This window comes from Sorangium sp. So ce448 (genome assembly GCF_051520915.1).
Lineage (GTDB): Bacteria > Myxococcota_A > Polyangia > Polyangiales > Polyangiaceae > Sorangium > Sorangium cellulosum_B.
This window is the reverse complement of the sequence record NZ_CP150343.1, coordinates 10325894-10343991: the sequence shown is the minus strand read 5'-3', so window position 1 is coordinate 10343991 and position 18098 is coordinate 10325894. Positions and strand designations below refer to the sequence as shown.

Sequence of the window (18098 nt, the reverse complement as noted above, 5' to 3'; positions counted from 1 at the left end):
GGCCTGGGAGGCTGTACTCCGCTGGAGCCATAACTGCCTCGGCTCACGCCTGCCCGCCGGACGTCCAGCATCAGCTGCGGCGCGAAGCTCCGTCAGCTGCATGCTGTTGTTATGCGGCTGTAAGCCACCAGTGGTACGACGAATAGTGCTTGTGGGCGGAGTCATCTCGACTAGGCCAGCAATGCATTGAAAGCCTTGAACACTGCCTCAAATCGGTCAAGGGTCGCGTTGACCGCAGGCGTATCGGCCTCGAGCACGGATGGGTTCTCCAAAAGCCAGCGAGACGCGCCAAAGTGATCGAATTCGGCCACCGACGCCGGCATGAGCTTGAACAAGGCCTCGGCCTTCTTGACGATGCGCGGGATCGGACTCGCAGCCGTCAGCGAAGCCGTGGTCACAAGATTGGCGGCGGGCGGCTTATAGGCTCCGTTGAGCATCTCGACGAACAAATCTGCCTCGAACAGGTCCTCCACGTCAGCCTCCGATTGAACCGTGAAGTCTGCGCAGGTGTAGAAGTGCCCGGCCTTGAGAATGTTGGCCTTCTTCAAGTTATCGATTTTAGTCCTGTCGCCGTTCGCAATGTCGGAGAGTACCGCCAGATTGATGCGATTGCCTCCGAAGAGCCTCACGAAGGGCGCGATCTTGTCGATACCGCCCGATGGGCACAGCGTCCACTTAGGATCGAGGCCCACGCGGCTGCGCTTGGTCAACGCCTGCGACAGCACTTTCAGATATAGGATGTCGGACGGGCCTTCGACCAGCCATGTGTTCGCGCCGATGAAGAGCGACTGGGTCACCTCGTAGCCCAACGCACCTTGCAGCGGGAAGAGCGTGTCGCCGCTCACTTCGAGCACGTCCGATCGAACCTTGGTCCCCTTGACCTCTAGGCGCTTGCCCGGCTTCTCGATGATCAGGTCCTCCACGATGCGCACATCCGCCAGGCGATCCATTGGAACCATGAACGGCGAATGGGTGGTGAATATGACTTGGTGGTCGGGAAGCAGTCGCTCGATGATGTAGCGCAACAAGTCGCCTTGTGCCTTGCCGTGCAAGGTCAGACCTGGCTCATCCAACAGAATGATGGCGTTGTCATTGCCCGGCGTCTTTTTGAGTTGCTTGAACTGGGCCAGAAAGGAGAAAAACCAGACGAAGCCCGCGCTGCGCTCGGACAGCGGCAATGTGGCTTTGTGGTTGGTGTTTTTGATACGGATGTCCGCCACCATGCCGGCGTTGAATGGCGCCGGGTCCTTGGGCTTGGCATTGTCGATCTCGATCACGACTTCTAAGGCATTGTTCTGGCTCCAAAATTGAAATATTTCCTCAGTGATCTCGTTGCTGGCCGCCTCGCATCTGGCCTTCAGTGCTTCGCGGCGATCCGCATTGAGCAGCTCTTCCACCGTCGTGCCAGCGTATTCCAAAAAGGCGAGGAATATCTTGTCGCCGACCGACACCATGTTGTTCTGCTTGTCCTGCTGAAGCTTCTGAATCGAGACCATGCCCGACATCCGCTCGAAGTGCGAGGTGAAGAAGAACTTGGGCTGGCGCGCCGATAGAACGTCGATCACACCATGGGTGAAGCACGACTCTCTGCACTTCTTGATGTCCTGCAATAGGGCGTCTTGTTTGGGCGTTCTTTCAGCCAAACCCGATAGAGCCTTGTCGGCGGCAGGGCCGTCGCTCACGCCATGCAAGACGTTGCGTTCCGTCGCATCGAGGGCGTGCCTGCTGACTAGATTTTCGACGACCTTGGCACTATCGACTTCAATGGTCCATATGCATCCGTCGTCATACCGAAAGCCGAAGTGGGCTTGGATCGTGTCGCCCTTCAGCACCCCAGCACCGAATCGTTTTTCGACTGCCGCCTTGTCCGCATCTTCGAGGCGCCACCACGTCCGAATTACTTCGGCCGTGCCGTCTGGATGGCGGTCGTTGAACCGGGTCGCGAATCGCCTTGGGTAGTCGATGGTCTCGTCGAATTCGAACGGCTGCGAGGGCTTGATGCCACGCATCGCGCTGAGCAGCGCCGTTTTTCCAGCCTCGTTCTTGCCGACAAGGCATGTGAGGTCGCCAATCTCGAACTCTTCGCTGTCCTCGACGGACCGATAGTTTTGGACGCGGACTTTTGTGAGTTTCATTCTCTGTCTATCCCGTGGCTAAAAACTTGCGAATGAGGTTGCCGTCCAATTTGGACCGATGAAACTCATGAAACATGTTCTACGTCAGCAGTCACTTGTGCACTCGCACTCTCGCCGCATAACGTTGCGCTGAGCTCCGGCCGTCCGCGACGCAAGTGCCCGGCAACGCCGGGCACGCAGCGAGCAGGTCGACAGATCCAGCGCAACGTTGGCCAGCCTTCTCATAGAATCAGCAGCTCATCTTCCGGTGAAAAGTGACCGGATGCGATTATCTTGCGGCCATCTCGGAGCGGCTCAAGAACGCTATGGATGTGGACACCAGAGCGAAAGTCTTCTACGAAACCGACCTGTGTTTCACCTTCATTGACCGCATCCTGGTAGATGTCTCCGCCTTGGAAGACATAGAGTAAGTCGGCGGAGACGAAAGCCCCATTTGCGGAGTGAATAATGGTAGTTGCGGGCGCATTCCCAACCCGACCAATTGGTATGAGGATGTGGGGAAGGGCGCCACCAGACGATGAGATCCACCGAAGGTACTGCGGACCGACCGCGTTATCAAAGCAATGAAGAACGAAGCTCTTGTCGCCTGCTCTTACGATGCTGGCCTGGTATAGCAGGACGAGAGAGACGGGGCGGTTCGGATGCGTTTGCAACCACTCTGTCGCCCATTGCTTACACTGGCTGAACGGGGCGTTCGGCGCAAGGTGAATGTAAACCGCATTTACGGCGCGATCTGTCTCTTCAGGTCCGTGACGAGCGAGGTTGCGACACGCGTCTTCGATCTTGGAGAAAAATCCACTCGGATCGTTGGGGTGCTGCGGCGCGATTAGCAAAACGAACAGGGACTGGCGTACAGAAGATAAATGCTCAACCTCCGCGGCCAACGAAGCAGTTTGAACCGACCAGATATCTCCACAACGCTCCTGCGTCGTGGCGATGAGCTGCTCGGGAGTTGCAGTAATGTAAGAGGCTAGTTGCTTCCAGTGGGCGGCGGAAGGGTAGGCGCCTGCGAGCGCATTGAAACGAAAACCTGGTAGCGGAATTTGAGGCAGGATGCTCTGCAAGCGATGACGAATCACTTCGGCCTGTCGAAAGAATTCACGCCTGGCGTCGGAGGGGCCATACCGCTTCAAGGAGAGAGTGATTGTGGCCCCGTTGCGCAAGCGCAGCAACCCATCAAAGCCAGGCTGCGACTGGTTTGCTGGGACGACCGTGTTGTCGCCGTGATCGAAGTGGGCGAGGCCTAGAATCTCGAAAAGCGCGCCTGCGGAGTTGTTGGAATCCTTGCCCTTAATAAGCGCCACTTGCTGACGAAGCCAACGAGTGTGTGAGCTTAAGCGGCGGAGAGCTACACCTAGGCTTACGAGCTCAAGGGTGGCAAAATGATCAAGACGTCGCCAAAGCCGTTGAAGAGGATGTGCGCCTGACGATGCTTCGAGCCAGCCGAGACTGAAATTGGTCGCGACTGCCTGCAGTATCAGGGCGAATTCGCTCTCAGTGAACGGAGAGTCCTTTGGTAGATGCCGTTTGTTCGCAAGGCTCATCTTGTCATCTCAAGCATGAACGTCATGAGACCGCAGGGCGACTTGGTCTGGCCAACGATCTGGCGCTCACCCGCGGGGCGCCGTGCCGGGCGCAGCCCGGCACAGGTGCACCGTCGGTGTGCAGCGCCTTGTTGGGCCGCAAACGTCGCAGACGCCAGATGTCAGTAGTCAATGTACCCCCTGCGCCCCGTCTCCCAGGCATTTCTGATGTCCGCGAGTTGCTCTTGCACATAGGGCGGCTTGCTAGCCACCACGGGTCCGACGTACCCATTGCCTGCACAGTAGGTCTCAAAGCGAAAACGAAGATTATCGACGTTCTCCGCGCCGACATCATCTTTCGACATGAAGACGGTTCCATCCCTGGTCACCCGCAATTGATTGTGGTGGTTGTCATCGGCTTCCGCGTAAAGCTCCGCACAGGCTGCCTCATCGAGCTTACGAATATCAAACCGCGAATAGGAGTAGGAGAAGAGCCCGGGAACGTCGTTCTCCAGCTCAAGAGCGGCGTACGCCTCGTTGCGAAGCTCGTTCGGCAGATCGCCGTACAAGTCAAGCACCACCACCTTCAGGTGCCTATTTTTTCGTAGAATCGGGGCGAGACGGGGCTCAGACGAAACGAGAACCACGCAGTTTGCGCTACCAGCGAGGTCCTCGATGCGTGTCCCAATTGACGTAACAATCTCCTTCGAGGTCAGCCCAGTAGCCTCAACGTAGACACCCACCTCCCCGCCGATGCGATTCAGGAGAGCTGACCGCTGCGTTGCGGAGAAGGTGCGGCCGCCGCTGCCGATGCGTCGCTTCGAACACAGGAACTCAACGGACTCACAGGCACCCGAGACGCCGGGAATGGTCGCCAGCCGAGCATTCAACAGCTGCATGAGTGCGCGACAGGACACCTGGCGCGCGAGGTGCACAGCGTCGATCTTGATATTGAGAAGACGACGCATGTAGTCGTCTCCGTCGATGACGATGGGGATCGCACCGACGCTTGCGTTGCGTCGCGATTGAGGGCGAGAACCTACTTCGATCGCGCTTGAACCTTCAGGCATCAATCGTTTCCCGTCGGCGAAGTCCAGGAGCACGACATCGGCAGATATGCCGCTTCGCACCAACAACACCGGAACGTTCTCGTCGTCGACCAAACCCTCGCGCTTGAGAGCGTTGACGCCCAGCCCGAACGCAGTACTAATCGTCTGCCCAAAACCGAGGCCGCGATAGAACGAAGCCGCAAACTTCCGCGCCGCAAGGTCGCTGATCGTATCCTTCATCCCGACGACAAAATCAATCTCGCGAACGATGGCCTTCGCCTGCGCCTTGCTGTAGCAGGCATTCAGGACGACGATGCGCACATTCTTTTTGAGAAGCCTAAACAGTTCTCCGAGCGCCCTGGCATTGACGAGCTTCGCCTTTCGTCCACTTTCTTCGTGAAACACAAGGCCGCCCGCATCAGACCCATGGCCGCTGAAGTGGACAATCACCGGCTTGTGTTGAAGGAGCGCCTGCTCAATGTCGTCAGGTCGTGCCGCAGGTGCGACGATCATCTCGAACGCATCGCGATGTTCGGCTGCCCGAATTTTTTCCTGAATGTCCCGAAACTCTTCAGCAATGGCAAGACGCGACGTATTCGTGGGATTGGCTGCAACGAAGAGCGTTTTCACCTTGTTCATCGAGTCGGAGCCTTCCTTATTGGTTCGCTGCTCGCGGGGCTTCATCGTGGTTCGGGCGTTCTTGACAGCAGGGACAGGAAGATCCAGTAGGCCTTTCACAAACCCAAGGATTCTGCGTTTGGCTCTTCGTGCAATCGCTCGATCCTCACGGTCAGCCTCAGCTTCTTCGGCGCGCTCGTCTCGCGGGGTTTCGTCATATCGGCTCGGCACGCCGTAAACGCGCGGGAACCACTCGGGGGCGGCCGTCACAGCACTGAAGTCGCTGAGGTGCTTGCTGTAATGTGCTCTGATCAAGGGCCGAGTCGAGGCAATCCACTCTTCGACGCGTTCCCAGGGGTAAGGGGCGAGTTTCTCCAATTCCTCGCTCAACGAGCGCAGCTTGTCCAGAGCGTGTTCGTTCACGTTTCTCACTTGGCGTCCTACTGGCATGCCCGTCGGCTTTCACCTGCGGTCGGCGCCTCAAGCCATGGCATGGTCACCTTCATCCAAATCCTCCGCCGGCCCAACGGCTGGCCGGTGAGCTGCGGGCCGGGCTGGTGAGCGAAGCGAACCTGCCTGGACCGTCAGATCCACCGGCTTGTTCGGCGGTACGGCCGACAAGAGCTTCAAGCCCGCGTCCACGGAATCCCGTTCTGATCGAGAAAGGCGACCAAGTCGCTGGCCACGATGGCCTCGCCCAGAACCATTTGGGTCATCTTGCGGAAGTGCTCAAGGCATTCTGCCACGATCTGTCCTTCGATCATGATGCGCGTGCTTCCGTCCGGCATTGGTACGGGGTAGCGCGTCGTAATCCCCTGCTGTGCATGCATGGCGACGATGGCCGCCTGGAGATGCGGGGGTAGGTATAGTGCCTTGGTTGCAACCACACCACAAACGGTCGTCTTGCGGGCCGCCATGACCGGCCCGCCCGAGTTCCCTGGGTTGATGGCAGCATTGAGCACGAGGCGGCGCTGGGCAATACCGCCCGGCGGCTGGTATCTGCTGAACCCGGCCAGGTGCCCAGAGATGAGGAGCGGAGACGGACCCGCATATGGGGTCGGGTGGCCCCAAGTGCACAATTCGGTCCCGATGATTGGCTCGTCAACATCAATCGCCATTGCGAGCCTTGGCGCACAGCTATCAACGTGTACGACTGCAAGATCAGTCAGCGGATCAGCATCGATTTTCGTGCCCACTCGCATTTCATCATCCGGGAAGAGCACATATACCTGAGACGCCTCCGCTCCTGCCACAACGTGATGGTTCGTCACCACATGCGTGGGCGAGACAAGCCAGCCGGTGCCGTGGCTGCCTGGCACGCGAATGAGCGCTACCGCTGCGGCCACATCGGCGTTGGCAGTCGTGTGGCGACTAGGGTCCCATTGCGTCGTGATCACGGGCTCGTACATCTGCTCGGCTCCCATCTAGAAACACACTGGAAGGCGCCACTGTATCAAGGATGGCCGCGCACGGTCGCGCGTCGTCGTCGCCCTCCGAGAGAACCCGCCGAACGTCGCAATCATCTGTGCCGCGCGACATATCTTCGCATTTTTGCATGTAGGCTGCGAACCGCGGTGCCCGATCACCGTGTTCTCGCGGATGAGTCGCGGCACCCCGCAGCATATCTAGATATCCCCGCGGATAGGTCGCGATCTTCCGCAGGCTATGTGCGCATCTCCGGAGATAGGCCGCCGCTGCACAACTACGTATCGCCGTTGAGGGGCTTCGGACGGCGACGGTGCGCCGAGAAGCAAAATGCGTGCCTGTAATTGATTGCCTCGAGCGACTGATGTGCGGCCCAAATATCCGCTGGCCGCCGCAACTCGCGCCCGCCCTGCGCCGATAAGGGTCAATGCGGGTCCGACGAACCGGCCCTAACCACTTGGAAGCACCCCCATGACCCTCATCGAGGCCGTACGCGCCACCATCCGGCGCCTGCATTACTCGCCGCGTACCGAAGAGGCGTATGTCCACTGGATTCGGGCATTTATTCGCTTTCATCACGGCAAGCATCCACGGCAGATGGGCGCGGAAGAGGTCACGGCCTTCCTCAACGATCTTGCGGTCGCGCGCCGCAGCGCGGCGTCCACGCAGAACCAAGCGCTGTGCGCGCTCCTCTTCTTTTACAAACGGGTCCTCGACCTGCAGATACCCCGGCTCGAAGCGCTCGAGCGTGCCCGCCGGCCGGAGCACCTCCCCACGGTCCTCTCGCGACAGGACGCTCTCACCTTGCTCGAGCACCTGATCCCACCTTTTCGGCTTATCGGCGAGCTCCTCTACGGAAGCGGCCTCCGCCTCCTCGAAGCGCTTTCGATTCGCGTCAAAGACGTCGACCTTGATCGACGGCAAATCATGGTGCGCCGCGGGAAAGGACAGCACGATCGGCCGGCCTTGCTCCCCGCTCGGGCGCGCGACGAGCTGCAGGCCCAGCTCGACGCCGTGGCGCAACGGCACAAGAAGGAACTCGCGGCTGGCCGCGGCGAGGTCGACCTGCCCCACGCTCTGCGAGCGAAGATGCCAGGAGCAGCCACGAGCCTCCCCTGGCAGTACCTCTTCCCCGCCTCTCGCCCTTGCACCGATCCAGCGACGGGTCGACAGGTCCTCTACCACCTGCACGAATCGGCGGTGCAAAGGGCCGTGAACAATGCCGGACGGGCGTCGGGGCTCACCAAGCGCGCGACATGCCATACCCTCCGCCACAGCTTCGCGACCCACCTGCTCGAGGCGGGCACCGACATCCGGACGATCCAGACATTGCTCGGCCACAAGGATGTGCGGACCACGATGATCTACACCCACATCGTCGACCGCGGCCCTCTCGCCGTGATCAGCCCTCTCGACCGCTGATCGCCACTTCCGCGTGGAGCGCCTTGAACTCCGCCCCCACCCCCTCGTGCCGCCCCCATGCATCGTGGAAAAGTAGCCTAGCCGACGGCTGGCCCACCTTGTCAAGGAGGCCAGCGCAGGACCGAGCGGGCTCTCCAATGGACGAAGGCGCGAGCGGTTCCTCGATGCCCTACCCCTCCGAAGCGAAGAAGTGGCCCTGCAATGGCCCGGCCAGTCATCGGCTGGGGCCCTCAAGTTGCTACGGCCTGTAGAGTTCGCCGCGGCGCGGTGCAGCGTCTGCGCAAAGCATGCGCCAGTTCTGCGTCACGGTGAGGAGCACCGGAGATAGCCGCAGGCGGTCGACTGCGGGCAGCGAGGGATGGCCGTCAAGGGCCGGCAGGACGCTTGCGCGGCCTACCGCGCGTCGTCTCCGGCATCGCGGCCGGCCGGAACAGTGCTGCTGGTGTCACGCCGAGGGCATTGGCGATCGCTACAAGAGCCGCGACGCTGACGTTGGTCTTGGCGCGTTCGAGGCGATGGAGAAGGCCAGGGCTCACGTCCGCCGCTGCCGCCAGCTCGTCTTGGGTCAGCCCTCGCCTGACCCGAAGCCGCTGCACGTTCGCCGCGATGTACCGAAAAACCGTATCAGTCTCGATGGGTTCCATCGCCACGGGCTGAACCTGGGAGGGCCAAAAGTAGTCGTGGATTGCGACTTTCCTTGACTCGGATCGCGCCTCGCACGTACCCTGAACAAAACACAAAGTGCCCCCGCGACGGCTGGCACCGTCCGGAGGCGTGGCCGAACCCCGCATACACGAGGTCCGACATGGAAACCGTACGTCTACGCCCTGACCAGGGCCAAGAGATCGATCCGCCCTCCCGCCGTCGTCCCCGTCCCGCTGCTCTCAACCGGCTCGCCCGCCCGCCCAAACCCCTCCGTCAGCAATCCCCGCACCCCGCCGTCTACCTCGACCCCACCGCGCTCCTCGCTCACACCCCCTTCATCCGCCGCACCCTCCGCGCCCGCGGCGTTCTCCCCGCCGACCTCGACGACCTCACCCAGGACACCCTCCTCGGCGCCTGGCGCAGCCTGCGCGCCGGCCGCTTCCGCCCGTCCCCCGCGCTTCCTCCCACCGACGCCCTCCGCCGCTGGCTCGCCGGCATCGCCTCGCGGCAGGCCTCGCACGACCGCGACAAGGCCCACCGCCGCCACGAGCTCCCCGCGGTCGACCCGGACCGCCTCTCCGCCTTCGCCGCCCCCTCGCCCGAGGCCCGCCTCGTCGCCCGCGGCCCCCTCCGCGCCTTCCACCGTCTCCGCCCCGAGCTGCGCGAGATCCTGTCGCTCGCCGCCACCGGCCTTTCCTCGCTCGAGATCGCCGCCTCCCTCTCGCTCCCGCGCCCCACGGTCGCCACCCGCCTGCGCCTCGCGCGCCGCCTCTTCGCCCGCGCCCTCACCCGCTCTCGGAGGTGGCTCCGATGATCCCGACAAGCCCGATGAGCCGCGCCCCCGTCGACGCCCCCGCCGAGACGGGGGCCGATCTCCCGACCGCGACCGAGGCCGCCCTCCTCGAGATGGTGCTCGGCCTGCCCGGCGTCGGGCCGCGCCTGCTCGGCACGGCCGCTCTCCCCTCGCTCGGGCGCCTCTCGCCCGCGGCGCTGGCCGAGCGCACCCAGATAGCGTTGTTCGACGCCACTCGCCTCGCCGCCGCCTTCGAGCTCGGCCGCCGCTACCATGCCGCCCGCGCCCGCCGGGGCGCGCTCCTCACCGACGCCGCCCGCGTGGCGCGGTACTTCGGCCCGAGGCTCGCCTCCCTGGTCCACGAGGAGCTCTGGATCGCCGCCCTCGACACCCACGGCCGCGTCCGCGAGACCCGCCTGCTCGCCCGCGGTTCCGACGACGCCCTCTACGTCGGCCGCTCCACCGTTCTGCGCACCGCGCTGGACATGGCCGCCCACAGCTTCGTGCTGGCCCACAACCACCCCAGCGGCGACCCGACGCCCACCCGCGAGGACGAAGACATGACCCTGGAGCTGCGCCACCTGGGCGCGGAGCTGCACGTCCCGCTCACCGCCCACGTCATCGTCACCCCCAGCGGCCGCTACGCCGCCGTCCACGAGTAGGCCCTCGCCACGCGCAGCACCCCTGCGGAGGGGCGCCGCGCCCCTGCGGGATCACGCCCGGAGCAAGGCTCGGTCAACCTCCAGCACGGATGTAGCGGCATCGCGAACCGCCGGGCGTTCAGCGCTCGCTTCCACCGCTCAAAGCGGCCACGGCTGCCCGAAGACGTGTGATCTCGCCTTGGAGCGCCTCGTTTTCCCGCCGCAGACGCGCCTCCGCCTCCCGTGAACGCGAGAGATAGGATCTCTGCGCCTCCAGGACGTGGAGCAAATGGCGTCTCTCGACGAGCTGCGGGCGGTTGAGGTGCAGTCGCTGGATGTGAAACCAGCCACGAGGCGTGAGCCCGATCAGCCGGCCGAGGACCGTCTCCTCGACGTGCGCGCCGAAGTCGTCACGCTGAGGGCGAAGGAGCCGCAAGCTCTCCGGTGCATCGTGTGCGGGCGCATAGTCGCCCTTGAACCGGTTGCACGCGGTGCAAGCGTAGACGAGGTTCTCGATGTCATCGGACCCACCCGATGCCAGCGGGTGGAAGTGATCAACCTCCAGCTCGCCCCCCACGGACGTCTCGGAAACGCCGCAGTCACCACATTGGCCACCGAAGGCGACCCGGACGATGGCGCGCTTCCGTCGAGACGGCCATTCACGCAGCGTGCAGCGGGCCGCCGGCGATGCGGGCAAATCCGTCGAGGATGGAGGCGCGGCGCCGGTCGAACTCCTCGAGGAACCTGCGCGTGTCGGCCACGAGGGCCTGTTGCTGGGCCATGAGCTGGGCCAGCTGTTCGTTCTCGCTCTCGACCCGAGCCAGCTCGGCCGCTACGTCTCCGGCCTCGGCACGCAGCCGAGCCATTTCCGGGGCAAGCAGCGCCGCCTCCTCCGCCTCGATCCGCGCCATGAGCGCCGCCAGCTCCGCCTGCTCGGGCTCCGTCAGCGTGCCGGAGAGCTCCTTGCCACGGAGGCGGTCGAGCTTGCTCTGGTCATCCTTGCTCCAGCTCATACCAGCCATCCTGGCCATACCAGGCTGGGAGCACCGGGGCAACGGCCGGCCTTTCCTACCTTGCACGAGAGCATGGTTCTTGAGCAGGACAGCTCGAACTCCGTAGCATGCTCGCGAGAACTTGCGGCGCGTCGCACGTGCCTTGCCTGCGTGCCGGCAGCGGGCGGGTAGGAGCTGGGACATGCTCCAGTCGTGCGCGCCGACGACCGCGAGCGCCCGGTGGTGGAAAGGTCGAAGTGCGCATGGAAACGAGCGCGGGGGCCCCCTCCCGGATGTCCAGCTCGGCAGACGGGAGAACAATGTGCCGGCTCATCGACGCGCTGCGAGGCGCGCACGAAGGTCGGCCTCGACCTGTTCCCAGGACCGGCCAGCATCCGGTGCGGCCTCGAGCGGCGACCCGACGCCGACCCGCGAGGACGACGCGATGACCGCCACCGTCACCCTCGCTCTCCCCGAAGCGCTCTACCAGCGGCTGAGGGGGACTGCGCTCGCGACCCGACAGCCGCTCGAAGCCGTGATGCTACGCGCGCTGAGCCTCGGCAGCCCTCCCGCCTGGGACGACGCGCCCCCGGAGTTCCAGGTCGACCTCGCCTGCCTCGACAAGATGGACGACCAGGCGCTCTGGCAAATCGCGAAGAACCACAGGTCCGAAGCAGAGCTCGCGCGCTACGACGAGCTGCTCGACCGGAACACCCAGGGGCTCCTCACGCCGGCGGAGCGCATCGAGCTCGAGCGTCTCCGGCACGAGAGCGACCTGTTCATGCTCCGCAAGGCCCACGCTGCGGCGCTCCTGCGATGGCGCGGGCACGCCGTCGCTTCGCCGTAGCGCGCGCCCTCCACGAGATGGAAGACGGACTGCGGTGTCAACCTACGTCTCCGAACTGCTCCGCTCTCGTATCGAGGAGGCCGATCGGCGCCGCTGTCAATACTGCCTGACAAGCGAGGCCAATAGCGTAATTCCCCTGACTTACGATCATATCACGCCGGTCTCGAAGGGCGGGCCGACCTCGTTCGAGAACGTATGCCTCGCATGCCGCCCATGCAACGAGTTCAAGGCAGGCGCCACGGAATCGGTCGACCCGCTGACGGGAGAGATCGTGCCGCTCTTCAATCCGCGCCTCCATCGCTGGAGCGATCACTTCACGTGGAGCGTCGACGCAACCAGGGTTATGCCGCGGCCGTGCTGGCGAAGAGCGATGAGGCGTGGCGCGAGGAGTACGGGGACAAGGCGCTCTGGCTTGTCCGGGACATCGCGAACCCGAGCACCAAGGACACGTTCTTCACGCCGTTCCGCAGCATGGATTGGTTCAGGGGCCGCTCGTGGGCGTCGGGGCTGTTCCCGTTCGCGGACGGCCGCAACCAGGAGTCGACCTCCGAGGCAGTCAACGCCTGGTACAGCATGCAGCTCCTCGGCGAGGCGCTCGAGAACAAGGACGTGGAGAACCTCGGCCGGGTGCTCCTCGCCATGGAGACGGCCTCTGCGCAGACCTACTGGCAGATCACCGCGGACAGCACAGTTTACCCCGACCGGGCCGGCATGATGGAACCGCCAAGGCGCCATAAGACGCCAAGAATCTTATTTTCTTGGCGTCCTTGGCGTCCTTGGCGTCCTTGGCGGTTCAAAAGACCCCCACCTTCAGCCAAAGTACCCTACCACCCGCGTCCCTGCGCCGGCCGCCCCTCAGTCGATCGGCTCGACCCGCACGTCGACCGCGAGGCGCTCCGCCCCGCCGCCCACGTAGATCGTGCCCGAGGTCGGCGTCGCGTCCACGTAGTTGCGGCCGACCGCGACGCGGATGTGATCGGTCTGCGTCAGGATCCCGTTCGTCGGGTCGAAGCCCTTCCACCCGATCTCCGGCAGGTACACCTGGACCCAGGCGTGCGACGCCTCGCTCTGCCGCTGGTTCTCGTGCTTCGGCCCCGTGTAGATGTACCCGCACACGTAGCGCGACGGCACGCCGAGCAGCCGCGTCAGGCAGATGAACAGGTTCGTGAAGTCCTGGCACACGCCGCGGCGGTTCGCGTACACGTCGAACGCCGTCGTGAACAGGTTGGTCGACCCCTGCTTGTACTCGTACTCCTCGAAGATCGACGCGTTCAGGTCGAGCAGCGTGTCGAGCAGATCGTAGCCGTTCCGCTCCACGAAGGTCATCGCGTACTCGATGAGCTCCGAGAGCTCGCTCTCGGCCAGCTCCGGCGGCAGGAGGAACGGCTGCAGGATCTGGCGCTGCCACGGCATCCACACGAGCGGGATCGTCGACCGCGCGCGCAGCGGGCGGAAGCTCAGCGGATCGGTGTCGAGCAGCTCCACCCGCGACCTCGACTCGATGACGAGATCATGGAACGGCGTGTCGAGCAGCACCCGCCGCGCGCGGTTGCCGAAGACGTCGTCGTACTCGCGCTGCTGGCCCTCGACCGACACCTCGATCTCGTTGTGCAGCAGCGACTGGAGCCGGTCGTGCGCAGGCGTCAGCCGCAGGAGGTGCGTGCTGCGCTCCACCGCGGTCGCGTAGTGGTACGACGTGCGGTGCACCACCTGGAAGCGGCGGATCGCCGCGTGCACGGGGCGCCGGACCGGCCGCGACGAGAGCGGCGGCGTGGACGACGACGGCTTGCGCCGGTCGGTGCGCGGCGACGCCGTGGCCCGGAGCGCCCCCTGCCGCAGCACCACGAGGTGCCCCGGCGGCACGCGCTTCCAGGCCGCCGCCCGCCCGCCCGCGTGGACCTTGAGCTCCTCCGACGAGACGATGACGCCCTTGCGGCTCTTGACCCCCCGGCGCGTCAGGTCGACCTCCAGATCGTCGTCCCCGAACGCGAGGCGCTCGTACGGCGGCAGCACCTCCCACAGGAACGCGTCCCCCTCGCGATCGCGATCCGCGTAGACCACCAGATCGCGGCCGTCGGCCAGGACCGACGTGAGGGGGCCGTGCTCGTTCATCTCGTCGAACCAGTCGCGCAGCACCGCCGGATCGACGTCGCCGATGCTCCGGAGGCCCTCCGAAGCCATCCAGCGCATGAGCTCGCACAGGATGAGCTCCGTGTCCGTCGAGCCGACCGGCTGGAAGAGCGATTTCGGATCGACCTCGATCCGGTCGACGAGGCTGCCGCTGTGCGCGAACAGCCAGTCGCGCCCGCCCCAGCTCCGGCTGAACGGCTGCGTGTTGGCGTCGTTGACGCTGCCCCACGTCGCCGTGCGGATGTGCAGCACGAGCAGCGACGACTCGAGGTGCTCCCACGCCTTCACGAGCTCGCTGCGGATGCTCCCCTGCGGCGGCGCCGGCTCCTTGAGCACCGAGGCGCTCGGCTCGCCGCCGGGGTAGTAACCGATGCCCCAGCCGTCAGGCAGTTTGCGTCCGGGCTGCAGGCAGGTGAGATCGAAACACGGGGCGAGCTCGCCCTCGAACGACATCGCGAGGAGATTCGGCATGGGTACGTCGGCGACTCTGGCGGCTACTGGCTGGTGACCGTGGGGTTGCTGTCGGGCGGCCCGTAACCGAGCAGCTCGCGACCGATACCGTCGCAGATCATCGCCGTCTCGTCGACCACATGGGTGAGCGCCGCGTGGACCGCCATCGGGTCGAACGCCTCGGTCGCCCTGTCGGCCACCCACTGGTGCAGGAGCTGGAGCCGCTCGAGGCTCTCGCCGCCGGGGAGCGCCACGCTGTCCGGCGGCCGGATCTCGCAGAGGCGCGCGAACGCCGCGTGGACGCAGTGCCGGATCGAGCGCGGGAAGCGCGGCTCGTACAGGAGGAACTGGGCGACGGCCTCCTCGCTCACCTGACCCTGGTTGAGCTTCATGAACGGCTCGAACCCGGAGCAGGCGCGGAGGAGCGAGAGCCAGAGCGCCGTCTCCACGACCCGGTGCTGCCTGCGCAGCGCGCCCTGCGCCTGGGCGCTCATCTCCGACGGCGGCGGCGGCGGCAAGTTGGTCAGGGCGTGGTGGTGCACGTCGAGCGTGCGCGCTGTCTGCCCGACGCGCTCGAGCAGCACGCCGAGCCAGATGAAATCGAGCGGCGTGTCGTTGAGCATCGTGCTCTGCGTCAGCCCGAGGCAGAGCTGTGTGAGCTGGCGTACGCGCCGGTAGAAGGCGTAGCGGCTCGCCCCGAACTCCTCCCGCGCCTCGTCGCTGTTCACCCAGAGGTGGAGCTCGTTGACGGTCTCCCACACCTCGAGGCTGATGACCTCCCGGATCGACCGCGCGTTCCAGCGCGCGGCCGAGATCGAGCTGCGGAGGCTCGTCGGGTTGTCCTCGTCGAAGCTCATGTAGCGCTGCACGAGCTCGCCGTCGGCCGCGGCCTCCTCGCCGTGCTCGGCCCCGAAGTGCTCCTTCTGCCCGGCCACGATGATGACCGGAAGCCAGCACTGCTGCGTCGGGATCTCGGCGTCGAGCGCGAGGTTCTGCGTGACGGCGAGGATGCGGGCCATGTTCTCGGTCCGCTCGAGGTAGCGGCCGAACCAGAAGCAGTGATCGGCGACGCGGGAGATCACGGGGCCTCCGGGGGGTCAGAGCCCGGCGCCGCGCCGGGAGGGTCGTTGTTCGCAGCGGCGGGGCCCGCGTCGGGAGCGCCGACCGTGGGCGTGCGCTGCCCGTTCTCGCCTGGGCCCTTCAGGACCCAGGTGTCCTTCGAGCCCCCGCCCTGGCTCGAGTTGACGACGTAGGAGCCCGCCACCAGGGCGACGCGCGTGAGCCCGCCGGGCAGCACCCACGCGCCGTCGCGGCCCGTCAGCACGTAGGGGCGCAGGTCGAGCCTCCTCGGGACCGCGGTCTTCGCGGTCGGGTCCCAGGTGGGGCTCGTCGAGAGCTCGATCCGGTGCTGGGCGATGTAGCGGCGCGGCGTCGCCTGGATGCGCGCCCGGAACTCGTCCCGCTGCGCGGCGGTCGACTGCGGCCCCATCAGCATGCCGTAGCCGCCGGCCTCGTCGACCGCCTTGACGACCAGCTGGTCGAGGTGGTCGAGCACATAGCGCCGGTCGTCGTCGCGCATGCAGAGGTAGGTGGGGACCTGCTCGAGGACCGGCTCCTCGCCGAGGTAGTAGCGGATCATCTCCGGCACGAAGGGGTACACGGCCTTGTCGTCCGCCACGCCGTTGCCGGGCGCGTTCGCGAGCGCGACGTTGCCGGCGGCGTAGGCGCGCATCAGGCCGCGCACGCCGAGCATGCTGTCGGGGCGGAAGGCCTCGGGGTCGAGGAACGCCTCGTCGATGCGGCGGTAGATGACGTGGACCCGGCGCGGGCCGCGCGTCGTCCGGACGAAGACCTGGTCCTGATCGACGAACAGGTCGGGGGCCTGCACGAGCTCGAGCCCCATCGTGCGCGCGAGGAAGCTGTGCTCGAAATAGGCCGAGTTGTAGGGCCCCGGCGTGAGCACGACGGCGCTCGTGCCGCTCGGGCTCGCGGGCGACACCGAGCGCAGCGTCTCGGCGAGCCGGGCCGGGTAATGGTCGACCCGCTGCACGCGCGCCTTGTCCAGCAGGTGCGGCAGGACGCGCTTGCTGATGAGCCGGTTCTCCAGGACGTAGGAGACGCCGGACGGCGTGCGGAGGTTGTCCTCGAGGACCCGGAAGGTCCCGGCCGGATCGCGGATGATATCGACGCCCGCGATGTGGATGCGCACGCCGCCCGGGGGCCGCAGGCCGTGGACCTGCTTCAGGTACTGCCCGGAGCCGAGCACGAGGTCCCGGGGGACGCGCTCCTCCTTGAGGATGCGCTGGTCCCCGTAGACGTCGTCGAGGAAGAGGCCGAGCGCGCGGACGCGCTGCTCGAGGCCACGCTCCATGTGGGCCCAGTCCGCCGCGGAGAGCATCCGGGGGACGAGGCAGAGCGGGAAGATCTTCTCCGCGCCGCGCTGATCCGCGTAGACGGAGAAGGTGACGCCCTGGTTGAGCAGGGCGAGCTCCGCGAGGTGCTGCGCGCGCGCGAACTCGTTCGGCGCGAGCGCGCCGAGGAGCGTGGCAGTGCGCAGGAACTCGGGGCGAGGAGCGCCGTCTCGACCAAACAGCTCGTCGTAGGCGCCGGGGAGGGGAGTGTAGCCGGCGAAGAGGCCGGCACCCGGGTTCTCTAACAACACTGGAGTGAAGCTACCGCCGGACGGCCCTGGAGGTCCATGGGCCATTTGCGGTTTCTGCCGCGATGGAGGCAGTGGCGCGGTCGGCTGATCGACGCGGCCTACTCGGCGTCGAGGATTTGCCGCTCTCTGGAGCGCGTGAGCTCGTCGACCGCGGCGAGGAAGGCGTCGTAGTCGATCGGCTTGGGCAGCACCCGAGCGACACCGAGGCTCGTCGCGTCATGTTTTGAAGACGCGGATGAAACAATGACTGGTATACGGGCCGTCTTCTCGTTGTGCCGGAGCGCCGTGAGCAGGCCCCAGCCGTCCATCACCGGCATCATGATGTCGACGACGAGCAGATCCGGCGGCGCGATCTGGTCGAGCAACGCCAGCGCCTCCTCGCCGTTCGAGGCGCAGCGCACCTCGTAGCCGCCCTCGCTCTCCAAGATCATGCTCACGACCTCCTGGATGTTCGGCTCGTCGTCCACGACGACCACGAGCTTGGCGCGGCTGTTCGGCGCGCTCGATCGTGTTCGTACTTCCGCGTTGCGCCGCACCGTCCGACCTCCGAGCGTATCGACAAGCATGCCGTTCTCCCCTGCGCTCTCCGGACCGCGAATTCTCCGGATGAACGAGAGTATTCCCCACGCGCTCCGTTCCGTCGCTGCGTGGAATCCAAGATTGAAAGCTCAGGAGACTCCCGAAAGCGGTGGGGGCCGCACGCTTGCGTCATTACGCCCGAACCACGATCGGGCGCGCGGCGCGACCGGGACATCCGCGCGCGCAC

At 65.3% G+C, this 18098-nt stretch carries 15 protein-coding genes and 2 pseudogenes; 6 read left to right on the top strand and 11 right to left on the bottom strand.

All coding sequences use genetic code 11. The annotated features are described in order from the left end of the window. Nucleotides 1-170: 170 nt before the first annotated feature. The 4 genes from WMF45_RS39055 to WMF45_RS39040 form a co-directional block, all read right to left on the bottom strand. Nucleotides 171-2135: an ATP-dependent nuclease gene (locus WMF45_RS39055; RefSeq protein ID WP_437711020.1), complete on the bottom strand. Its 1965-nt coding sequence runs from the start codon at nt 2133-2135 to the stop codon at nt 171-173. Between the two features lie 221 nt (nt 2136-2356). Continuing rightward, on the bottom strand, nt 2357-3679 hold the full coding sequence (locus tag WMF45_RS39050) for a hypothetical protein (RefSeq protein WP_437711019.1): 1323 nt from the start codon (nt 3677-3679) through the stop codon (nt 2357-2359). A gap of 161 nt (nt 3680-3840) precedes the next feature. Beyond that, nucleotides 3841-5748: a CHAT domain-containing protein gene (locus WMF45_RS39045; RefSeq protein WP_437711018.1), complete on the bottom strand. Its 1908-nt coding sequence runs from the start codon at nt 5746-5748 to the stop codon at nt 3841-3843. Nucleotides 5749-5951: 203 nt separating this feature from the next. After that, nucleotides 5952-6734, bottom strand: coding sequence for a S1 family peptidase (locus tag WMF45_RS39040; protein ID WP_437711017.1), 783 nt, complete (start codon nt 6732-6734; stop codon nt 5952-5954). A gap of 487 nt (nt 6735-7221) precedes the next feature. Here WMF45_RS39040 and WMF45_RS39035 point away from each other — a divergent pair, with 487 nt between their 5' ends. Beyond that, nucleotides 7222-8172, top strand: a complete 951-nt coding sequence (locus WMF45_RS39035) for an integron integrase (protein ID WP_437711016.1) — start codon at nt 7222-7224, stop codon at nt 8170-8172. 365 nt (nt 8173-8537) lie between these two features. On the opposite strand, the gene WMF45_RS39030 is transcribed toward WMF45_RS39035, so the two are convergent. After that, nucleotides 8538-8816, bottom strand: coding sequence for a helix-turn-helix domain-containing protein (locus tag WMF45_RS39030; protein WP_437711015.1), 279 nt, complete (start codon nt 8814-8816; stop codon nt 8538-8540). A 161-nt stretch (nt 8817-8977) separates the two neighbouring features. Here WMF45_RS39030 and WMF45_RS39025 point away from each other — a divergent pair, with 161 nt between their 5' ends. Together WMF45_RS39025 and WMF45_RS39020 are read left to right on the top strand one after the other, a co-directional pair. Beyond that, on the top strand, nt 8978-9631 hold the full coding sequence (locus WMF45_RS39025) for an RNA polymerase sigma factor (protein WP_437711014.1): 654 nt from the start codon (nt 8978-8980) through the stop codon (nt 9629-9631). Nucleotides 9632-9645: 14 nt separating this feature from the next. Next, nucleotides 9646-10272 (top strand): JAB domain-containing protein, encoded by a 627-nt coding sequence (locus WMF45_RS39020; protein WP_437719624.1) that lies wholly within the window; start codon nt 9646-9648, stop codon nt 10270-10272. Nucleotides 10273-10390: 118 nt separating this feature from the next. Here WMF45_RS39020 and WMF45_RS39015 read toward each other — a convergent pair whose 3' ends face one another. Together WMF45_RS39015 and WMF45_RS39010 are read right to left on the bottom strand one after the other, a co-directional pair. Then, entirely contained in the window at nt 10391-10948 is a 558-nt protein-coding gene (locus WMF45_RS39015) for an HNH endonuclease (protein ID WP_437711013.1), read from the bottom strand. Continuing rightward, nucleotides 10911-11264 (bottom strand): hypothetical protein, encoded by a 354-nt coding sequence (locus WMF45_RS39010; RefSeq protein WP_437711012.1) that lies wholly within the window; start codon nt 11262-11264, stop codon nt 10911-10913. Before WMF45_RS39010 ends, WMF45_RS39015 begins: the two co-directional genes overlap by 38 nt. 424 nt (nt 11265-11688) lie before the next feature. On the opposite strand from WMF45_RS39010, the gene WMF45_RS39005 reads away from it, so the two are divergent. The 3 genes and pseudogenes from WMF45_RS39005 to WMF45_RS38995 form a co-directional block, all read left to right on the top strand. Beyond that, the gene (locus WMF45_RS39005) at nt 11689-12090 is read left to right on the top strand and encodes a hypothetical protein (RefSeq protein ID WP_437711011.1); all 402 of its coding nucleotides are present in this window, start codon (nt 11689-11691) and stop codon (nt 12088-12090) included. Between the two features lie 34 nt (nt 12091-12124). Further along, nucleotides 12125-12307: pseudogene (locus tag WMF45_RS39000) on the top strand (HNH endonuclease); the annotation flags it as partial. Next, nucleotides 12286-12735: pseudogene (locus tag WMF45_RS38995) on the top strand (glycosyl hydrolase); the annotation flags it as partial. The pseudogenes WMF45_RS39000 and WMF45_RS38995, both read left to right, overlap by 22 nt. A gap of 210 nt (nt 12736-12945) precedes the next feature. Here the strand turns inward: WMF45_RS38995 and WMF45_RS38990 are convergent. The 4 genes from WMF45_RS38990 to WMF45_RS38975 are packed head-to-tail and all read right to left on the bottom strand — an operon-like array spanning nt 12946 to nt 17898. Next, nucleotides 12946-14691: a class II glutamine amidotransferase gene (locus tag WMF45_RS38990; RefSeq protein WP_437711010.1), complete on the bottom strand. Its 1746-nt coding sequence runs from the start codon at nt 14689-14691 to the stop codon at nt 12946-12948. Between the two features lie 23 nt (nt 14692-14714). Next, nucleotides 14715-15752, bottom strand: a complete 1038-nt coding sequence (locus tag WMF45_RS38985) for an alpha-E domain-containing protein (protein ID WP_437711009.1) — start codon at nt 15750-15752, stop codon at nt 14715-14717. After that, nucleotides 15749-17377 (bottom strand): circularly permuted type 2 ATP-grasp protein, encoded by a 1629-nt coding sequence (locus WMF45_RS38980; protein ID WP_437711008.1) that lies wholly within the window; start codon nt 17375-17377, stop codon nt 15749-15751. Before WMF45_RS38980 ends, WMF45_RS38985 begins: the two co-directional genes overlap by 4 nt. Nucleotides 17378-17430: 53 nt before the next feature. Further along, the gene (locus WMF45_RS38975; RefSeq protein ID WP_012239707.1) at nt 17431-17898 is read right to left on the bottom strand and encodes a response regulator; all 468 of its coding nucleotides are present in this window, start codon (nt 17896-17898) and stop codon (nt 17431-17433) included. Nucleotides 17899-18098 lie beyond the last annotated feature (200 nt).